The sequence below is a fragment of the Streptococcus sp. ELY_90 genome, assembly GCF_058314475.1.
In genome coordinates this window covers 17,323-34,628 of the sequence record NZ_JBZFUJ010000018.1, presented here as the reverse complement: position 1 = coordinate 34,628, position 17,306 = coordinate 17,323, and the positions used below count along the sequence as shown (strand labels likewise).

The 17,306-nt window shown below is 42.5% G+C and carries 16 protein-coding genes and 1 rRNA gene; 2 read left to right on the top strand and 15 right to left on the bottom strand.

Annotated elements, in window-relative coordinates; all coding sequences use genetic code 11:
• The 6 genes from AC4HAF_RS09515 to AC4HAF_RS09490 form a co-directional block, all read right to left on the bottom strand.
• Positions 1 to 112: ribosomal RNA gene (locus tag AC4HAF_RS09515) — 16S ribosomal RNA — on the bottom strand; the annotation flags it as partial.
• A 476-nt stretch (positions 113 to 588) separates the two neighbouring features.
• Positions 589 to 2,286: a zinc ribbon domain-containing protein gene (locus AC4HAF_RS09510; protein WP_491097565.1), complete on the bottom strand. Its 1,698-nt coding sequence runs from the start codon at positions 2,284 to 2,286 to the stop codon at positions 589 to 591.
• Positions 2,287 to 2,295: 9 nt separating this feature from the next.
• On the bottom strand, positions 2,296 to 3,390 hold the full coding sequence (locus AC4HAF_RS09505; protein ID WP_491097564.1) for a hypothetical protein: 1,095 nt from the start codon (positions 3,388 to 3,390) through the stop codon (positions 2,296 to 2,298).
• A 264-nt stretch (positions 3,391 to 3,654) separates the two neighbouring features.
• Positions 3,655 to 4,203 (bottom strand): ribosome hibernation-promoting factor, HPF/YfiA family, encoded by a 549-nt coding sequence (gene hpf, locus AC4HAF_RS09500; RefSeq protein ID WP_075345601.1) that lies wholly within the window; start codon positions 4,201 to 4,203, stop codon positions 3,655 to 3,657.
• A gap of 84 nt (positions 4,204 to 4,287) precedes the next feature.
• Positions 4,288 to 4,950 carry a ComF family protein gene (locus AC4HAF_RS09495; protein WP_491097563.1) on the bottom strand — a complete coding sequence of 221 codons (663 nt, stop codon included), beginning with the start codon at positions 4,948 to 4,950 and terminating at the stop codon, positions 4,288 to 4,290.
• A complete protein-coding gene (locus tag AC4HAF_RS09490) occupies positions 4,947 to 6,248 on the bottom strand; it encodes an ATP-dependent helicase ComFA (protein WP_491097562.1) in 1,302 nt (433 codons plus the stop codon). The genes AC4HAF_RS09495 and AC4HAF_RS09490 overlap by 4 nt, the downstream gene beginning before the upstream one ends.
• A gap of 71 nt (positions 6,249 to 6,319) precedes the next feature.
• Between AC4HAF_RS09490 and AC4HAF_RS09485 the strand changes: the two genes are divergently transcribed.
• Positions 6,320 to 6,949 (top strand): YigZ family protein, encoded by a 630-nt coding sequence (locus AC4HAF_RS09485; protein ID WP_491092347.1) that lies wholly within the window; start codon positions 6,320 to 6,322, stop codon positions 6,947 to 6,949.
• A gap of 94 nt (positions 6,950 to 7,043) precedes the next feature.
• A complete protein-coding gene (gene cysK / locus AC4HAF_RS09480; protein WP_491092346.1) occupies positions 7,044 to 7,973 on the top strand; it encodes a cysteine synthase A in 930 nt (309 codons plus the stop codon).
• Positions 7,974 to 8,121: 148 nt separating this feature from the next.
• On the opposite strand, the gene AC4HAF_RS09475 is transcribed toward cysK, so the two are convergent.
• From AC4HAF_RS09475 to fmt, 9 genes are all read right to left on the bottom strand, one after another.
• A complete protein-coding gene (locus tag AC4HAF_RS09475) occupies positions 8,122 to 8,496 on the bottom strand; it encodes a S1 RNA-binding domain-containing protein (RefSeq protein WP_491092345.1) in 375 nt (124 codons plus the stop codon).
• Complete coding sequence (locus AC4HAF_RS09470) at positions 8,483 to 9,895, bottom strand: bifunctional Cof-type HAD-IIB family hydrolase/peptidylprolyl isomerase (protein WP_491097561.1); 1,413 nt, start codon at positions 9,893 to 9,895, stop codon at positions 8,483 to 8,485. Before AC4HAF_RS09470 ends, AC4HAF_RS09475 begins: the two co-directional genes overlap by 14 nt.
• Before the next feature lie 44 nt (positions 9,896 to 9,939).
• Complete coding sequence (locus AC4HAF_RS09465; protein ID WP_491092343.1) at positions 9,940 to 10,581, bottom strand: response regulator transcription factor; 642 nt, start codon at positions 10,579 to 10,581, stop codon at positions 9,940 to 9,942.
• Positions 10,574 to 11,578 (bottom strand): envelope stress sensor histidine kinase LiaS, encoded by a 1,005-nt coding sequence (liaS, locus tag AC4HAF_RS09460; protein WP_491097560.1) that lies wholly within the window; start codon positions 11,576 to 11,578, stop codon positions 10,574 to 10,576. Before liaS ends, AC4HAF_RS09465 begins: the two co-directional genes overlap by 8 nt.
• Positions 11,575 to 12,270 carry a cell wall-active antibiotics response protein LiaF gene (gene liaF / locus AC4HAF_RS09455; protein ID WP_491092341.1) on the bottom strand — a complete coding sequence of 232 codons (696 nt, stop codon included), beginning with the start codon at positions 12,268 to 12,270 and terminating at the stop codon, positions 11,575 to 11,577. Before liaF ends, liaS begins: the two co-directional genes overlap by 4 nt.
• Positions 12,271 to 12,408: 138 nt before the next feature.
• A complete protein-coding gene (gene pknB, locus AC4HAF_RS09450) occupies positions 12,409 to 14,274 on the bottom strand; it encodes a Stk1 family PASTA domain-containing Ser/Thr kinase (protein ID WP_491097559.1) in 1,866 nt (621 codons plus the stop codon).
• The gene (locus AC4HAF_RS09445) at positions 14,271 to 15,014 is read right to left on the bottom strand and encodes a Stp1/IreP family PP2C-type Ser/Thr phosphatase (RefSeq protein WP_491097567.1); all 744 of its coding nucleotides are present in this window, start codon (positions 15,012 to 15,014) and stop codon (positions 14,271 to 14,273) included. Before AC4HAF_RS09445 ends, pknB begins: the two co-directional genes overlap by 4 nt.
• 41 nt (positions 15,015 to 15,055) lie before the next feature.
• Positions 15,056 to 16,375, bottom strand: coding sequence for a 16S rRNA (cytosine(967)-C(5))-methyltransferase RsmB (gene rsmB / locus AC4HAF_RS09440; RefSeq protein WP_491097558.1), 1,320 nt, complete (start codon positions 16,373 to 16,375; stop codon positions 15,056 to 15,058).
• The gene (gene fmt / locus AC4HAF_RS09435; protein ID WP_491097557.1) at positions 16,356 to 17,291 is read right to left on the bottom strand and encodes a methionyl-tRNA formyltransferase; all 936 of its coding nucleotides are present in this window, start codon (positions 17,289 to 17,291) and stop codon (positions 16,356 to 16,358) included. The genes rsmB and fmt overlap by 20 nt, the downstream gene beginning before the upstream one ends.
• Between the last annotated feature and the right edge of the window lie 15 nt (positions 17,292 to 17,306).

Sequence of the window (17,306 nt, the reverse complement as noted above, 5' to 3'; positions counted from 1 at the left end):
GCGACTCACGATTAATGGTGGAGCAAGCTCCGGTATCAATCGTGCGTTCCACTTGCATGTATTAGGCACGCCGCCAGCGTTCGTCCTGAGCCAGGATCAAACTCTCATTGCTTCTTAAGTTTGAGTTCTTAACTCGTTTTTGTCATCGCTGACTTATTGTTCTTGACAGGTTAATTCCTTAACCCGCACTTGGTTCGTCTTGTTCAGTTTTCAAAGGGCTTCACCTCTTGCGAGGCAACTACTATATTCTATCAGCTCTTCCCCCCTTTGTCAACTCCTTTTCCTTACTTTTTTTCAACTAAATACTTTTCTTCTCCTAAACCTCGATCCAACAGCCCTCTGAGACTGCATGACTGCAGGGGTTGGTTGCTCATGAAGGAAGCTGGAGGTCAAAAAGAATTTTCTGTTACTCTAGCTTTTTTGCTTAGTTGATTAGAAATTAAAATCAGCAAAATTGAGCATATTTCCCATCTGAGAGACCATTTGAGACTGGATAGGATAAGAGATTGGGACGAAAGCCCCAATCTCCTTGCATCACTTATATCAATCTGAAACTTTTCATCAGGAAAGCAAGCCGTCTCTATTTTTTTAGTCAACTGTATTTTTAGTATTTAAAACACTTGACTTGCCATTACCCGAAGTGATCCGGTAATCATCATATGTATTGTAAGAATAACTGTCAGTCTCTTTATCATCGCCAGTGTATTCAACCAGAGCTGACCATGATAATTTTTGAATGATATCTCCTGATGACTCATGCTCTGAATCATAGCCGTAATAAAAATCATAGACAACCGTAAATTCAACGGAAAAAGTTGTTGGTCCGGTTTGACTTACCTTGCTGACATCAATGTCGCTAAATGTGATGGAATCGGCACTTCTATTTTTAGCACCTGTGGTATTAGTATCTACCGTATTTTTGACATCTTGGTAAAATTTATTATTGTTTCCTCCGGTAAAAACATCATCCAAATCATCTGGTGTTGTTTGTGAAGACGCATATGAACTCATTTTGCGGTAAGCTTCTGTGATAAGGGAATCTGCGGTATCACGGTCAAGAACACCTTTGGCATCCAGAGTGACCGTATCGCCATCATAGATGTCTTCTATTGCTTGAGTTCCCGATTTTAAGGATGATTTCCCGGGAAATGATTTCTGAACATAGATTTTAGATGCATCTGTGACAGCTAATTGGGAAACTTTGTACTTGCCGTCATGCAGCTTACCGATTTTACGGCTGCCTACGTACAGATCTCCATCGGTAAGATTGCTGTTAACCTGAAAGCTGAGGTATTTAACATTTAAATTAACTTTTATATTATTAGTAATAGTTTCTTCAGATGAAACCTCAAGTTTCTGACCGGATACTGCGCCTTTAGCAATAAAATTATAAGTCCCCGGATAAAGCCGTGACAATGTCTTAGTGTAAGAATCGCTGTCTGTTTTAGCAATTCTCTTGTCATTAACAAACAACTCCAAACCTTTTGTATTGACTGATACTGTAGCTGAAACGGGTTTGACAGCAACACGCCAGTCAGGAAAAATCAAAAACTTTCTGCCTATATTTTTCATCTGCCGATAGTCAGACATCAGGTCATCCATCTGCAGTGTTTTGTTTTCGTCTGCATTTCTATAGGTTAATTCTGATTTTTTAATTGGTTTTTCAGTATCGCTCCACACTTCAAATGCCAAGGCTTCAGTAACATTATGGTTAGCGGCTTTCAAATACCTTTCCGCGACCGCTTCGCGGGAAAAATACTGATTGCCGTAAATATAACCCGCTCCCAGCATAAGTAAAAGAATGAGCACCAGTGCTAATAAAGCTTTCTTCCCTTTTGACCAAGACTTTTCAGCTGGTTTTGCCAGTTCGCTGACAGATTTATTTTCTGCCGATTGGCTAATCTTAGTTAAATCAAATCCCTGACTTCGTGCCAAAAGAAATTCATCCGGCGTCGGTTGGCGGCCAGTCTGCTGTTTAAAAGTTTCCGCCCACAATTGCTTGGGAAGTTTTTCAGTCCCGGAAGCAGGTAACTTTGACCTTTGAGTTTGCTCGGTTATTTCAGCTTCAGGGTTCACAGGAATTTCATCGGCTGCATGTGAATTCTCTGCTGAAAGAGTGTTGGCATCTATCGGTAAAGACTCTTTTGTATCTGCAGCGGCAGCTGCTATTTTTTTAATTGCTTTTAAGTCAAAATCAGTCTTTTTACCCTCTAAAAATTCCTGCGGCGTTGGTTGGCGGCCAATAACTTTTTCAAATAATTCTGCCCATTTTTCTTTGCTTGCCATAGTCCCATCCTATATTTCATATAATTTAGTCAATGAATCTTTTATGCTATCCAGTCCGCCTAAAAGGTTTGCTGCAATTGTTTTATTCATGAAGAAAATGATGAGAATAAAAACAAGAAATGCAATCAGGCGCACATAAAAATTATTGAGATTTCCCAGCGAAACTTTGATATTTGCCAAAAAGGCTACTATTAAGACAGCCAAACTGACAACACTTAAAAGTGCTAAATAGATAAATACTGTCTGAATAGAGCGAATGGCCGGTACTTCTTTAATCAGATGTGAAACTGAGGACAGCCCCTCAAAAGGATTGTCCATAGAAGTGAAAGATGACACGATTTGGTAAGAATATCTGCTTGAGACAACTAATTTATTTGATGTCAGAAAGCTCAGCAAAAAGATAAGCAGATTAACAGCTGCTAAAAGCGGGGTATAAGCAGCGTATTTCCCCAGTAAGAAAGCTGTTTTTTCTTGGGATTTAGCAGCAAATTTATGAATCAAAGCCGGCAGGGCAGCTACAACAGCATAAGCAATGAAAATAATAACTGCAACAGCTATTATTTTGCTAAAACCAAAATTAGTTCGGACAGCATCTTCAACGACAGAAAAAGCTTCCGGTTCATTCATTTTAAGGCTTTCACCGCTGATGGTTATATTGATAATTGAAGTAAAAATTCTATTAACATAATTGACTAAACCGGCAGCTAAAAAGAGCGCTGCAAGAGCCAATGTTACCAGTCCGTAAGTAAACTGACTGTTTGAAGACTGCGCTGTCGGCCTTTTCAAGCCTTCCAAGAACCATGCAAAATAACTCTTCCCTTTTTCCTTTAATTGTTCAACCTGCTGGTGTGATACCGCCTGATTATCAGCCTTATTTGCGGCAAATTCCTGCTCGTACTGCGGATTTTGATTTGATTCCCTCTCAGCTGCTTTTGCGGCCGGTTTCGCAGGTTTTTGAACCATTTCGTTTTTTTCTTTTGGTTTGGCATCAGCTGCTGCATCATTCTGAAATTCTCCAGCCGCCAGAGCTTCTGCAATCTCTCTGGATGATGGTTCACGGCCATTAACTGCCTCAAAATAATCCAGCCAATCCTCTTTGTTCATGTCAATCTCCTTACAAAAATATTACATAACAAAATAAATTATAGCATGACAATTTTAAACTGACAAGGTGATAGCCGCAAGGTTTAAGACAGATTCTATCATTTCGGGGAAGACAAACAATTATCAAGGCCATTAAAAAAGCGCTGCTTAATCTTAACTGAAAACGGCTGTCCGCCATCTAAGGACAGCTCAATTTTCTGCGTTAATCAGTCCAAATTAAAAGACCGAAACTTTGTGTTCCGGTCTTCATGACTGTCATATATTTTATTTGGCCTCAATGACACCTAAATTTCCGTCTTCACGGCGATAAAGTACATTCGTTGTATTGTCATTAGCATCTGTATAAATAAAGAAGTCATGCCCCAAAAGATCCATTTGCAGGCGGGCTTCTTCAATATCCATTGGTTTCAAGGTAATATTTTTGGTTCTTACAACTTTTACTGCCGGTGTTTCTTCGATTTCTTCTGCTTCAAACTCAGTTGTAAAAACATGAGATGCCGGTTTCTTTTCACGATGTTTCTTTGCAATTTTTGTCTTATTTTTGCGAATTTGACGTTCAATCTTATCCACAACTAAATCAGTTGAACCGTACATGTCTTGAGAAATATCTTCGGCACGGAGAGTAACTGAATCGAGGGGAATCGTAACCTCAACCTTAGCTGTTTTTTCACGGTATACTTTCAGATTGACACGCGCATCTAATTCTTGATCAGCATTAAAATACTTTTCGATTTTTTTGAGTTTAGACTCAACATAGTTACGGATCGCATCTGTTACTTCAATGTTCTCACCACGAATACTATATTTAATCATAAGCTACCTCTTTTCTTGCGCTTTAGATAAGCGCTTTCTTCACTATTATTATATCGCTTTCATGAAAATTTGCAAGCCTTTTTATCATCTTGCCAAAGAAAAGGACTTTATTGTTTTCACACCGTTTTCAAGCAACAGCTGCCTGGCTAACTGAATCGTAGCGCCTGTCGTGTAAATATCGTCGACCAATATAACCTTAGCAGGTATTTCTTTAGTTTTTCTTAAATAAAAAAACTGCTGACTGGACAGCCTGTCCTGCCGTGTTTTGCTCGATTGCTTAATGCTGTCATTCTTTTCCAATAATTGGCTGTAAGGCAGTTTTGCTTCATCCAAAAAAGCCTGTACCTGATTAAATCTGCGGGCCTTTAAACTTGAAGGGCTGAGCGGAATGGGAACCAGCGTATAGCCGCGGCAGTTTTTTAATGCTTTTCTGACAGTACTTGCAAAAACCTTCCTCAAAAGATAATCTCCTTGAAACTTATAAGCGCTAAAATAATCTTTCATGGCTTGATTATAGCAAAAGACTGCCTTATGATTGACCGCTTGTCCTTTGCTTTGCCAATAAAGGCAGTCCTGGCAATAAGTACTGATACCATCTTTACAGCAAGCAGGACAATGACTGTCCGAAATGCGCTGAAATTTGGAAAAACAACTGCTGCAAACCGCATCCTCTGCAGCACTCAGGAAAAAGATGGAAGAAAAACCCAAGCCCTTTTCAAACGGTGACCGGCATATCAGACAGTTCATGTAAAACCTCCTCTTCGATTCATTTCTTTTATCTCGAAGACAGCCCTTTTAATCGCTTTATTGAGACCGTTATGAAAGAAAATCAAAGTTCCTGTCGGACGAGACGATGAACGTCCGACACGGCCGGCAATTTGTATCAAAGCTGTCTTGGTAAACAGACGGTGGTTGGCCGCCATTACAAAAACATCAACATCAGGAAAGGTGACCCCTCTTTCTAAAATCGTCGTTGACACCAGAATGTGAATTTGGCCGCTTCTGAACTGCTCGATCTTTTCCAGCCGGTCCGCACTTAAACTGGAAACAAACTCAATGGATTCTTCCGGAAAATACTTTTGCAGAGATTCCGTAAAAAACGACCCTAGTTCAATATGAGGAAAGAAAATCAGCAAGGGAAAGCGGCTTTGCCGCTGCTTTCGCACATACCTTAAAAAACGGGCAGGAAGTCTTTGCTTATCTGCTTTTTCAAGAGAAAAATTCAGCCAAACAGTTTGAGGCACAACCAAAGGTTTGGCGTGAAAACGTCTGGCTAAATGCAGTTTTTTCAGCTTTCCTTGCTTAATCTGCCTATCCAGCTGCTCTGTTGAAGTGGCCGTTAAATATACCCTGACACCATCAGATTTAAGACAGTTATTTAAAGCATAGTGCAGCATTTTGTTATCAACAAAAGGAAAGGCATCAACCTCATCTACAATTAAAAGATCAAAAGCTTGATAAAACCTTAAAAGCTGGTGTGTCGTCGCAATAACTAGCGGACTGCGTTCATAGCTTTCCGATTCTCCGTGCAGTAGACTGATAGAGCAGGTAAAATCACGGCTTAAACGTTTGTACAGCTCCAGACAGACATCAATCCGAGGGCTGACCAGCGCCGCTGCTTTGCCCTGCCTGAGGGTATCATCCAGCGTGCCATAAATCATCTCTGTCTTTCCCGCTCCGGTTACAGCATGGACAAGTATACTTTCTTTATTTTGAACAGCCTCTCTCAAGCTGTCTGAAACAGCCTTCTGAAAAGGAGTCAGCTCCCCCTGCCAGCTCAAGGCCTGAGTTTCAGGAAATGCCTGTTGCTCAAAGTAAAAGAGTTTTTCCCGGCTGCTGATCCGCCCGAACACAAGGCAGCTCCTGCAATAAACAGAGCCGTCAGGCAAACTGGTGTCTGCGCTGTTTTTACTGCCGCAGCGGTTGCAAATAAAATAAGGAAACTGCTCTGTCATAGCCGGTAAGGTTCGGGCGTGCTTTTTTAGGCTGTCATCCAGCTGATTTTCGGGCCATAAACGGCCATAATAATTTTTCAGTAGTTCCATCAATTTTACTATTCGTAAAAAGTTATAAAAACCGACTTGCACCTTTTCAAAAAAACGGGTACACTTTGTCTATGAACTATCGTACAATTGCCAAAGACGGCAGCACAGAAGAGATTCTTAAAAAATCCCGCTTTATCTGTCAGGCCAAAAGGATTCACTCAGAAGCCCAAGGACGCGATTTTATTGCTCAAATCAAAAAAGAGCATTATAAAGCCACCCATTCCTGCTCTGCAATGATTATCGGGGAAAACGGTGATATTAAGCGCTCCAGCGATGACGGGGAACCCAGCGGCACCGCAGGAGTTCCGATGCTCAGTGTCCTTGAAAAAAACCACCTGACCAATCTTGCAGTCGTTGTTACCCGCTATTTCGGCGGTATTAAATTAGGAGCCGGCGGTCTTATCCGTGCTTACTCAGGAAGTGTGGCAAGTACAATCAAGACACTGGGAATGGTCGACGTTAAGGAACAGACTGGGCTTAAGCTGGAATTAAGCTATCCCCAGTATCAAAATTTTGCCAATTTCTTAAATGCACATGACCTGCAGGAACACGATACCGATTTTGCTGTCAATGTCACTACGACGATCTATGTTGATGAAGAAGATATTGACAGCATCCAAAGCAGCTTGAGTGATTTTTATCAGGGAAAAGTCAGCAGCCGTATTGCCGGCAGCCAAATCGTTGAAATTCCTGTAAGGTGATATGATTTATTTATCACCGTGATAAATAATTTATATTTTACAAAGCCTCTTTTTCAGCCTATACTGGAAGCAAATCAATTTTGCGAGGTATAGTATGACGACAAAAATTTACGATAATATCACCGAATTAATCGGGAACACACCGATTGTGAAACTAAACAAGGTTGTGCCTGCCGATGCTGCTGATGTCTATCTCAAACTTGAAGCTTTCAACCCCGGATCATCAGTCAAGGACCGCATTGCCTTAAACATGATTGAAGATGCTGAGGAACGCGGTATTATAAAACCCGGAGACACTATTGTTGAACCAACCAGCGGCAATACAGGTATCGGGCTTTCTTGGGTCGGTGCAGCAAAAGGTTATAAGGTTATCATTACGATGCCTGAAACAATGAGCGTTGAGCGCCGTAAAATTATCCAAGCCTACGGAGCCGAACTTGTTCTAACACCAGGCAGTGCCGGAACCAAGGGAGCGATTGAAAAAGCTCATGAAATTGCTAAGGAAGTAGGCGGCTGGGTTCCTCTCCAATTTGACAACCCTGCTAATCCAAAGACGCATGAACTGACAACAGGTCCAGAAATCTTGGATGCCTTCGGTTCACACGGGCTTGATGCTTTTGTAGCCGGAATCGGTACCGGCGGCACAATCACCGGTGTTTCACGTGTCCTCAAAAAGGATAACCCCGATATTAAGATCTATGGCCTTGAGGCTGATGAATCAGCTGTTCTTTCCGGCGATAAACCAGGTCCTCATAAGATTCAAGGCATCTCAACCGGGTTTATTCCGGTAGCACTTGATACGCATTCGTATGATGAAGTTATCCGTGTTAAATCTGATGATGCTTTGGCAACCGGCCGCAATTTCGGCGGTAAAGAAGGTTTCCTTCTGGGTATTTCTGCCTCAGCTGCCGTTTGGGCTGCGATTGAAGTGGCTAAAAAGCTCGGAAAAGGCAAAAAAGTTTTGGCTATTGCACCGGATAACGGAGAACGCTATCTTTCAACAGCCCTGTATGAATTTGACTGAGAATCATTTTACGGCAGTGGGCTTAACACCTAGTGCCGTCTTTTATAGCAAACGAAAAAGAGCAGAGAATTCACGCTCAGTGTGAATTTTTCTGCTCTTTTTAAAATACCATTTAATAAAAGTGCTTGTGAAGCCGGTTACTGTTACTCTATTCCTGAGCTTCCTTATGCCGATCCTGCAAGTAATCAAGATTTTCCTCAATCCAGACAGGCAAATTATCAGCCAAAGGCTTAAAACCAATGTTTAAACGACTGTTGGAAAAACGATGCCGATGCTGATAATGGTGCTTTTCTTCTTCTAAGGTTCGCAAAGACAGACTGGCTTTTTGGCTGTATTCATCATAGTCGACAACCTGAACAAGGACTTCCTCACCTACAGATAAGGTTCGATAAATATTATCAATATAGCCCGTTTTAATTTCCGAAATATGAATGAGACCTATTGATCCGTTCGCCAGCTGAACAAAGGCACCATAGGGTTTGATACCGGTAATTTCTCCCTTTATCTTATCACCGATCTTCATCGTCAGTCACCTCAACGGTTTCAATGACAACCTCTGTTACCGGACGGTCTGAAGCATCTGTCGAAAGATTGGCAATCTCATCTAAGACATCAAAGGAAGCCTGATCAGCCAGCTGTCCAAAGACAGTGTGGCGGCGGTCAAGGTGCGGGGTGCCGCCATTATCCGCATAAGCAGCCGCAATTTCCTGCGGCCAGCCGCCGCGCTCCAGTTCTTCAGCACTGTAAGGGAAATTTTGGTTCTGAACAATGAAAAACTGACTGCCGTTGGTATTGGGACCTGCATTTGCCATTGACAGGGCACCGCGAAGGTTGTAGAGTGCTTCTGAAAACTCATCTTCAAAACGCTGACCGTAAATAGACTCTCCGCCCATACCGGTACCGGTCGGATCGCCCCCTTGAATCATAAAATCTTTGATGATTCGGTGGAAGATAACACCATCATAATAACCGTTCTTAGCCAATCCAATAAAATTAGCGACCGTTTTGGGTGCTTGTTCCGGAAATAATTTTACTGTTAAATCGCCGTGGTTAGTCTTAATAACTGCTGCAGGAACATTGATACTGTCCAAATTCAACTGCGGAAACTGTACTTTTTTTTCTGTCAAACCTAATTCCTCCAAGGCATATAAAATGCCGTCTTCTTCTACATTTTTTGTAATAAAATCAGCCTTTTCTTTCAAATCACCATGACCATTGCCCATAGCAACTGTGACACCGACGTAATCAAACATTTCAAGATCATTCAGACCGTCACCAAAGAAAAGGACATTCTCAGGCTTTAGATGGGCTCTTTTTAAGACATGAGCCAGACCTGATGCTTTAGAGACACCGTTTTTGATGACATCAGACGAGTTGGGATGCCACCTGACAAAACGGATATCCTTAGCCAGCTCGGCCGGCAGCTGCAAGCTGTCACCGACATCTTCAAAGGTCCACATATGATAAACATTGTGTTTTTGATAAAAATCCGGATCAACATCGCACAGACCGTAAACCGGCACAAGCGCTCTGTCAACTAAATCCGTACGCCTTGAGACAACAGCCTTATCCTTACCGGCAAAACCGTAGTCAATACCAACTTCCTGACACCAGGCAATATATTTTTCGATAATAGCCTTGTCAATAGGATCGTTGAAAATTTCATTGTTCTCATGGTCAATCACGTAAGAACCATTAATGGTAACAAAAAAGTCGGGCTCCAAAGCACGAATTTCAGGAACAACACCATAAGGCGCTCTGCCCGAAGCAATACCCGTCAGAATCCCCTGCTTTTTCAGACTTTCAAAAGCAGTTGTGACTGATGGTGGCATGTAGCCGCTGTCTTTGATACGAAGCGTGTCATCGATATCAAAAAAGACAGCTTTAACTTTTTCAGCCTTGTGTTTTAATCCAGAATTCATCCTTCAGCCCCTTGCAAACTCATTTCTTTTATTATTATAACATACTAATCGTCATCCTGCGGTACCAAATGATGCTGAAAAGCATAGACCACTGCCTGCGTCCGATCGTCCACCTGCAGTTTGGACAGAATATTAGAGACATGCGTTTTTACAGTTTTTAAAGAGATGAAAAGTTCATCAGCTATTGTCTGATTGTCATAACCTTTGGCAAGCAGCTCCAAAATATCTCTTTCCCGGGCAGTCAGATCTTCATGCAAATCAGGATTGTCATGATGGGCTTTAATCTTCTTATCAACTTCCGTTTCAATCGCCAAATCGCCTTTGGCCACCTTTTTGATGGCATTCAGAATTTCTGCTGCGCTGGAAGTTTTCAGCATGTAGCCCTTGGCTCCGGCTTCAATAACAGGATAAATTTTCTCGTTATCCAAATAGCTGGTCAGCACCAAAATTTTAGCATCCTTCCATTCCTTCAGGAGCTCAAGAGTGGCTTCAACACCGTCCATTTCAGGCATGACAAGATCCATCACGACTACATCGGGCTTTAATTGCAAGGCCAGTTCAATCCCTTCGCGGCCGTTACCGGCTTCTCCGACAACTTCAACATCTTCCTGCAGGTTAAGAAAACTCTTCAGCCCCAGCCTTACCATCTCATGGTCATCAACCAGAATAACCTTTATTTTACTCATCAACATCTCCTTTCATTATCGGTACATGAATATCCATAACAACACCTTTGTCTTTAGCACTTAAAAAATGTACGGTCCCCGCGAGATCGTTGACACGGTCTTCGATATTTTTCAAACCGTAACTCAGATCACGGACAGCATCCATATCAAAGCCGATACCGTTATCAATCATTTTGAGCTGAACCTCAGAAGACGTCTGATACAGATAGACTTCCATCCGGCTTGCTTTGGCATGCTTCAGTGTATTGCTGATAAATTCTTGGGCAATGCGAAAGAAATTACTTTCAATCGCTTTGGGGAGCTTATCAATATTTTCCTTATACACAACTTCGATATTGCTTTTATCTGTCAGCTCTTTGATGATCATGGCCAGTCCTTCTGAAAGTGTCTTGCCTTCCAGCTCAGTAGGGCGAAGATGCAAAAGAAGAACCCGCAGATCATTTTGAGCATTGTTCAGCATATCCTCAACAGCTAAGAGCTGGGTCTGCAGCTGCTTCTTTTCTAATTGTTCCAGATTATGCGAAACGCCCGACAGAATCATCGAAGAGGCAAAGAGCTCCTGACTGACCGTATCATGCAGATCACGGGCAATCCTTTTTCTCTCCTTTTTGACGATTTCCTGACTGCTGGTAATATAAGCATTCTCTGTTTTTTGCAAATTATTGGTCAGCTGCTGCATCTTATTTGATAAGCGGTTGACATTTTTCCCCAGCTCTGTGTCATCTTCCTGACTAATAGTTTGATTGAGCAAAATCCGCCTTAGATTTTGATTCAAATGCCTTTTGCTGTTATCATCAACAATCATCCAGACCAAGAGCAAAAGAAAGGTCAGAGAGATGAAGGCTGCAAGGAGCGACAAGATAAACTGCTCCATAACAACCCAATCTTTCAGTAAATCATCTAAATCAAGGTTGAGGCTGTTGATGATGACAAAAACAATAGAAATAACGGTAACCGCAGCATAAAGGAAAATCATGAAAATGGTTCGTTTTCTCATATCCGTTCCACCTCCACTACTCCTGCAATGACATTCACAATAATCTTGACTGATTTGGTCAGATCCTGCCTGCTGTCTGCCAGCTTAATGGTCTCATTGCGCAGATCATATTCGGGCGAATTAAAGAAGCGAACATTCCCATAAATACTGCTGACATCTAATTTGACAGCGACATCAACAGGAACTAAAATCTTGGTTGGCCCGTAGACCTTGCGAATCATGACAAGATTGTTCTGTCCCGTCACAATCACCTGACTCAAATTGATGATATCACTTCCGCTTAAGCGAATCACATTGATATCATCAAAGGCATATGAATCAGTCTCAATATACTCATTGTTACCGATCCATTGATGCGGTTTTTTGCTGACATTGAGCCCTTCTTCCTGCAGCTTTAATAAGGCGTAACGGTTTTTCTTTTTAACCTGAGCAAAGTGGTTAATCATGACATAAAGAATTCCCACAAGCACCGCAGCGATGGTATAGGGGTTGAGCATGAAAATCAGAAAAAGCAGGAGCAAGCTGGCCGTCAGCAGAAAATCATTTTTACTGCCCAAGTGGTAAAATCTCAGGGCTAAAAGCGTAATCACCAGAATCAAGATGAAACTCGATAAATCACTGGCTAAAATAGTCATAAAGGCCAGAGCAATCAGGATCGTCTCTACAACTAGAAAAAATTGGAATTTTCGCATAGGCTACCTTCAAGTCTTATAATTCTTAGTCATTGTACCAAAATTCAAGATAAATTTCATCTGCTTAGCGGCAGTCAAAAAGGAGAAGACCTGCCAGAATCGGCTGTTTCTTCTCCTTCTTTTTTATTATTTCAAACATTATTCTGAGCTTTCTGACTCAGCCTCAGAAGCTGCCTCGCTGGTTGTGGCTTCTGTTGACTCTTCTGCCACCGTTGTCGGTGCCTCGGTTTCTTCAGATGAAGACGGCTGAGGTTCAGGGATTTCTGTTTCCGAAACATAGAGGATGACATCATCATCAGACGATAGGCTGACAGTTTCTCCGTAATAAGGATTTTGCCCTACAACCACAGATGAAGAAGCAGGTGATGAAATTTCTGTTGAGTAATCACTGGCATCGTATACCTTTATACGCTTTGCGGAAATACCCATGGTTGTTAAGGTATTGACTGCTTCATCATAGGTCATATTTTTGAAATTCGGCATGGTCATTTTAACAACTTTGAGAGTAATCTTTTTACCGCTGCCGGGACGGTAAGTTTTTCCGGCTTTTGGCGACTGGCCGATTACCGTACCGCCGCTGTACTCATCTGATGAAACTTCTTTCAGGACAATCTTTCTTTTGGAAACGCCGTAATTGTTGGTCAGATTGTCAATAACATCCTGATAGTCCTGACCGGTATAGTCTTCCATTTTAAAGCCCTTGGAGCTGGCAACAAAAATATCAACCTTGGAACCTTCGCGCTTTTTAGTTCCTGCGCTTGGATTCGTGCGGACAACTTCGCCGTCATCTGCACTGTCATCTTCAATCTTATGAACCTGACCGACCTTTAAACCTGAATTTCTGATGGTTGTTTTAGCAGACGACAGCTTATTGCCGGAAACATCCGGTACAGAGACAGTGCCGGGCTTCGTCAAAATAAGATAAGCTAAAATGATGATTCCAATAAAAACCAGAGCGAAGAAAAGCTTGAAGAAACGGGATAAAAAGCGCCCCTTCTTTTTAGGCTTATCCTGAACTTTGGGTTTTGGATTAGGCTGACTGGCCGGTTTATCCGGATTGGTCGCCTTATTTTTTAAAGTCTGAGCAGCTGAAGCCGCTGTTGCAGCCTGTTCGAGTTTTGGCAGTGGTTTTGTATCCGCAGCATCATTAAAGACCAATTTCTTTTCACGGCTGCGGCTGGGCTGCAGGCAAGTTCTTAAATCCCGCAGCATTTCCTCAGTTGACGTGTAGCGATTCGTCAGCCGCTTGGCCGTTGCCTTGATCACAACATTTTCCAAAGCCTGAGGAACGTTTTTATTTTCTGCAATGATCGACGGCAGCGGTTTTTGGAAATGCTGCAGAGCAATCGTTACAGCGCTGTCGCCATCATAAGGGATATGCCCTGTCAGCATTTCAAAGAGCATGATACCCATAGCATAGATATCACTTTGAACTGTAGCTTTTGAACCGCGCGCCTGCTCAGGAGACAGATAATGAACACTGCCCAGCATTGAATTTGTCTGTGTCAGGCTGGTTTCGGCAAAGGCTACGGCAATACCAAAGTCTGTTACCTTAGCTGTACCGTCCTTGGTCAAAAGCACATTTTGAGGTTTCAAATCCCGATGAATAATACCCTTTTGATGGGCAAGAGTCATTGCGGAAAGAACCTCTTTCATAATGCGGATTACTTCAGCATTTGATAAAGGGGCGTGATCTTGAATGTATTTTTTCAAGTCAGCACCGTCAACATATTCCATTGCAAGGAACTGCTGACCGTCTTCTTCTCCAATGTCACGAATAGCAACGATATTAGGATGATTGAGTTCTGCCATGGCCCGCGCTTCCCGCTGGAAACGCGTCACAGCAACCTGATCTGTCTGATAATTGGTTCGCAGCACCTTGATGGCTACTTCCTCATTATCCAAAATTAGATCATTAGCTAAATAAACATCGGCCATCCCGCCTCGTCCGATAGATTGGAGAATTCGATAACGACCAGCAAATAATTTGCCAATCTGAATCATTCATCTCCCTCTCTTTCGGCGTGGACTAAAGCAACGGTAATATTATCAAGACCGCCTGCATCGTTGGCCAATTGAATCAAATATCTGGCTTTTTCATCCAGATCTTTGCTGTCATCGCTCAAGGCATTGACAATGACTTTGTTGGAAATCATATTAGTCAGACCGTCACTGTTGACCAGTAGATAATCTCCCGCTTCTAAGGTTTGAATCCCAAGATCGGGTTCCACCGGATTAGCCTGACCGATAGACTGGGTGATAATGTTCTTTTGCGGATGGCTGGCTGCTTCTTCTTCAGTCAGCTGACCGGCTTTGACCAGTTCGTTAACCAAAGAATGATCACTCGTTAATTGAGTGTAGACACCATCGTGAATCAAGCCGATACGTGAATCGCCGATATGGGCGAAAAGAACATTGTTATCAACAACAACCAAGGCTTCGATTGTCGTCCCCATTCCTTGAAAATCTTCTGTTTGTCCTAACTCATAAATACGGCGGTTAACTGTTTCAATATTGCTGACCAGCCAGTCACGGATCTGACCCAAATCGGTCAAATCAGTATCAACCCATTCGCGGCCCAAATCGGTAACCGTCATCTCACTGGCAATATTTCCGGCACGGTGTCCGCCCATACCGTCTGCCAATACGATCAGGGTATTCCCGGAACGATTATCAAATTTATTGATAAAATCTTGATTATTGGAGCGTTTTTGCCCAATATCTGTAAAAAGGGAAATTTTCATGTGTTCCTTGTCTGACAAAGTCAGCCTCCTTCTTCTAAATCCTATGAAATCCGCTTTACCTGGCTGATAAAAAAGCCATCTGTAAGATATTGCTCAGGCGTAATCACAAGACAGCCGTCAACAGCAATATCCTCTTTCTCATGATATAATTTGACCTGTTCAAAATTCGGATGCTTATCCAAAAATTGTTTCAGTACTATTTGATTTTCTTCTTTAAAAATAGTACACGTACTGTATGTTATTATACCACCTTTTTTTATAGTTTGGCAAACGCTGTCTAAAATTTCCAGCTGGATTTTTTGCAGGCTGAGGAAGTCCTGATTAGCTTTATTGTATTTGATATCAGGTTTGCGCCTGATTAGTCCGATACCCGAGCAGGGAGCATCAACTAAAATTTTATCAAAAGTATCAGGAGCAAAGTGCTCGTGAACTTGTCTGGCATCTAATTTTTGCGTTTTTATCCTGTCAGAAAGTTTGAGGCGCTCTGCATTGTCTTGGATTAGTTTTAATTTATGATCATACAAATCCAGTGCGATTAGCTGACCGCTTCCCAAATAAGAAGCCATGTGGACGGCCTTGCCGCCGGGAGCACTGCAGGCATCAAGAACACAATCGTCTTCCTGAATGGCTAAAGTTGGTGCGACCAGCTGGCTGCTTTCATCTTGGACAGTAATTTTCCCTTCTTTAAAAAGAGCACTGTCGGTAAAATGACCTGATGCTTTGACCAGTCCCACCGGAGACAGCAAAGACTTATCTGCACCAGTCAGCTGCTTTACTGCTTCCATTTCGGCGGGATTGATTACACGAATACTGGCTTTGCTGCGGACCAAAAGGCTTTTGAACATAGCAAGAGCCCTGTCTTCGCCAAATTCATCAATCATTTTTTTGACCAGCCAAACCGGCAGCGAATAAGCTACCGAATAGCGCTTGTTCTTTCGCTTAATGGCTTTTATATCCGGTTTTTCCTGCCGCAAAAATTCTCTTAAAACAGCATTAACCAGCTTATCAGCTCCTCGGTGCCGCTTTTTGGCAATCGTTACCGCATCATTGACAATAGCATGCTCAGGAATCTTGTCCAGATAAAGAATCTGGTAAAGGCTGAGCATCAGCAGATAATAAACCCAGGTATCCATTTTTTCACGGTCTTCAATGTAGTGGGCCAAGTACCACTCCAGAGTGATTTTCCGCGTTAACGTTCCGTAAACTAGCTCTGTCAGCAGAGCTCTATCCTGCTGCGATAGCCGGTGCTTTGTCAGATAATGACTGAGAGCAATATTGCTGTATGCTCCTTTATCAAAAATTTCGGTTAAAACAGCGAGAGCACCGCTGCGTGCCAGCTGCTTAGTCTCCAAAATAATCACCTACTTTAAGTTTTTGACCCGAGCCGTTTAAAAAGTCAGCAATACTCATTTTGGGCTTGCCCGCCGGCTGCACTGTTGTTAAGGACAAAGCTCCCTGAGCTGCAGCAACAACCAAACTTTTCTTGGTTTTTTCAATAATTTCACCGGGTTTTCCTTTGCCGTCAGTTTCTTTTGCTTCATAGATTTTAAAACGCTGCTGATTTAAAAGAGTGTGAGCAACCGGCCAAGGATTCATCCCCCGCACCTGATTGAAAATAACACGGGCTGATTTATTCCAATCAATTCTTTCTTCCTCAGAAGTGATATTAGGTGAAAAACTGACCTGGCTTTCATCCTGAACTTTGGGCTCAATTTTGCCCGCTATATAGTTCGGCAACACCTCTAAGAGCAAATCCCGTCCCAAGACAGCCAGCTTTTCAAACAAACTTCCGACATTATCATCATCGCTGATCGGTATTGACGCCGAGGCCACCATATCACCGGCATCCATTGCTTTAACCATTTCCATGATCGTTACACCGGCTTCCTTGTCTCCGTTGATAAGAGCATAGTGGATAGGAGCTCCGCCTCTGTATTTGGGCAGCAGCGACGCGTGAACATTGACAGCAAAATCAACACTGTCAATCAGCTTCATCGGCAAAAACTGACCAAAAGCTGCGGTGACAATGCCATCTGCTCCTAAGGCAATCAGCTCAGTCAGCTCTTGAGAGCCTGAGAGTTTTTCAGGCTGATAAACGTTCAAGCCGTGCTCCAAAGCTACTTGCTTTACAGGCGTCATCTTGATTTCTTTTTTACGGCCGACAGCTCGGTCGGGCTGAGTGACAACTGCTGAAATCTCATAGCGCCCGTCTGCCAGCAGACCTTTGAGAACAGTCGCTGAAAAATCGGGTGTCCCCATAAAAATTAATTTTGTCATATTCACCTCGTTAAT

Bases quoted from the DNA above. Each gene is read 5' to 3' on its own strand.
- AC4HAF_RS09510 (WP_491097565.1), bottom strand. From the start codon at position 2,286: ATGGCAAGCAAAGAAAAATGGGCAGAATTATTTGAAAAAGTTATTGGC.
- AC4HAF_RS09505 (WP_491097564.1), bottom strand. From the start codon at position 3,390: ATGAACAAAGAGGATTGGCTGGATTATTTTGAGGCAGTTAATGGCCGT.
- hpf (WP_075345601.1), bottom strand. From the start codon at position 4,203: ATGATTAAATATAGTATTCGTGGTGAGAACATTGAAGTAACAGATGCG.
- AC4HAF_RS09495 (WP_491097563.1), bottom strand. From the start codon at position 4,950: ATGAACTGTCTGATATGCCGGTCACCGTTTGAAAAGGGCTTGGGTTTT.
- AC4HAF_RS09490 (WP_491097562.1), bottom strand. From the start codon at position 6,248: ATGGAACTACTGAAAAATTATTATGGCCGTTTATGGCCCGAAAATCAG.
- AC4HAF_RS09485 (WP_491092347.1), top strand. From the start codon at position 6,320: ATGAACTATCGTACAATTGCCAAAGACGGCAGCACAGAAGAGATTCTT.
- cysK (WP_491092346.1), top strand. From the start codon at position 7,044: ATGACGACAAAAATTTACGATAATATCACCGAATTAATCGGGAACACA.
- AC4HAF_RS09475 (WP_491092345.1), bottom strand. From the start codon at position 8,496: ATGAAGATCGGTGATAAGATAAAGGGAGAAATTACCGGTATCAAACCC.
- AC4HAF_RS09470 (WP_491097561.1), bottom strand. From the start codon at position 9,895: ATGAATTCTGGATTAAAACACAAGGCTGAAAAAGTTAAAGCTGTCTTT.
- AC4HAF_RS09465 (WP_491092343.1), bottom strand. From the start codon at position 10,581: ATGAGTAAAATAAAGGTTATTCTGGTTGATGACCATGAGATGGTAAGG.
- liaS (WP_491097560.1), bottom strand. From the start codon at position 11,578: ATGAGAAAACGAACCATTTTCATGATTTTCCTTTATGCTGCGGTTACC.
- liaF (WP_491092341.1), bottom strand. From the start codon at position 12,270: ATGCGAAAATTCCAATTTTTTCTAGTTGTAGAGACGATCCTGATTGCT.
- pknB (WP_491097559.1), bottom strand. From the start codon at position 14,274: ATGATTCAGATTGGCAAATTATTTGCTGGTCGTTATCGAATTCTCCAA.
- AC4HAF_RS09445 (WP_491097567.1), bottom strand. From the start codon at position 15,014: ATGAAAATTTCCCTTTTTACAGATATTGGGCAAAAACGCTCCAATAAT.
- fmt (WP_491097557.1), bottom strand. From the start codon at position 17,291: ATGACAAAATTAATTTTTATGGGGACACCCGATTTTTCAGCGACTGTT.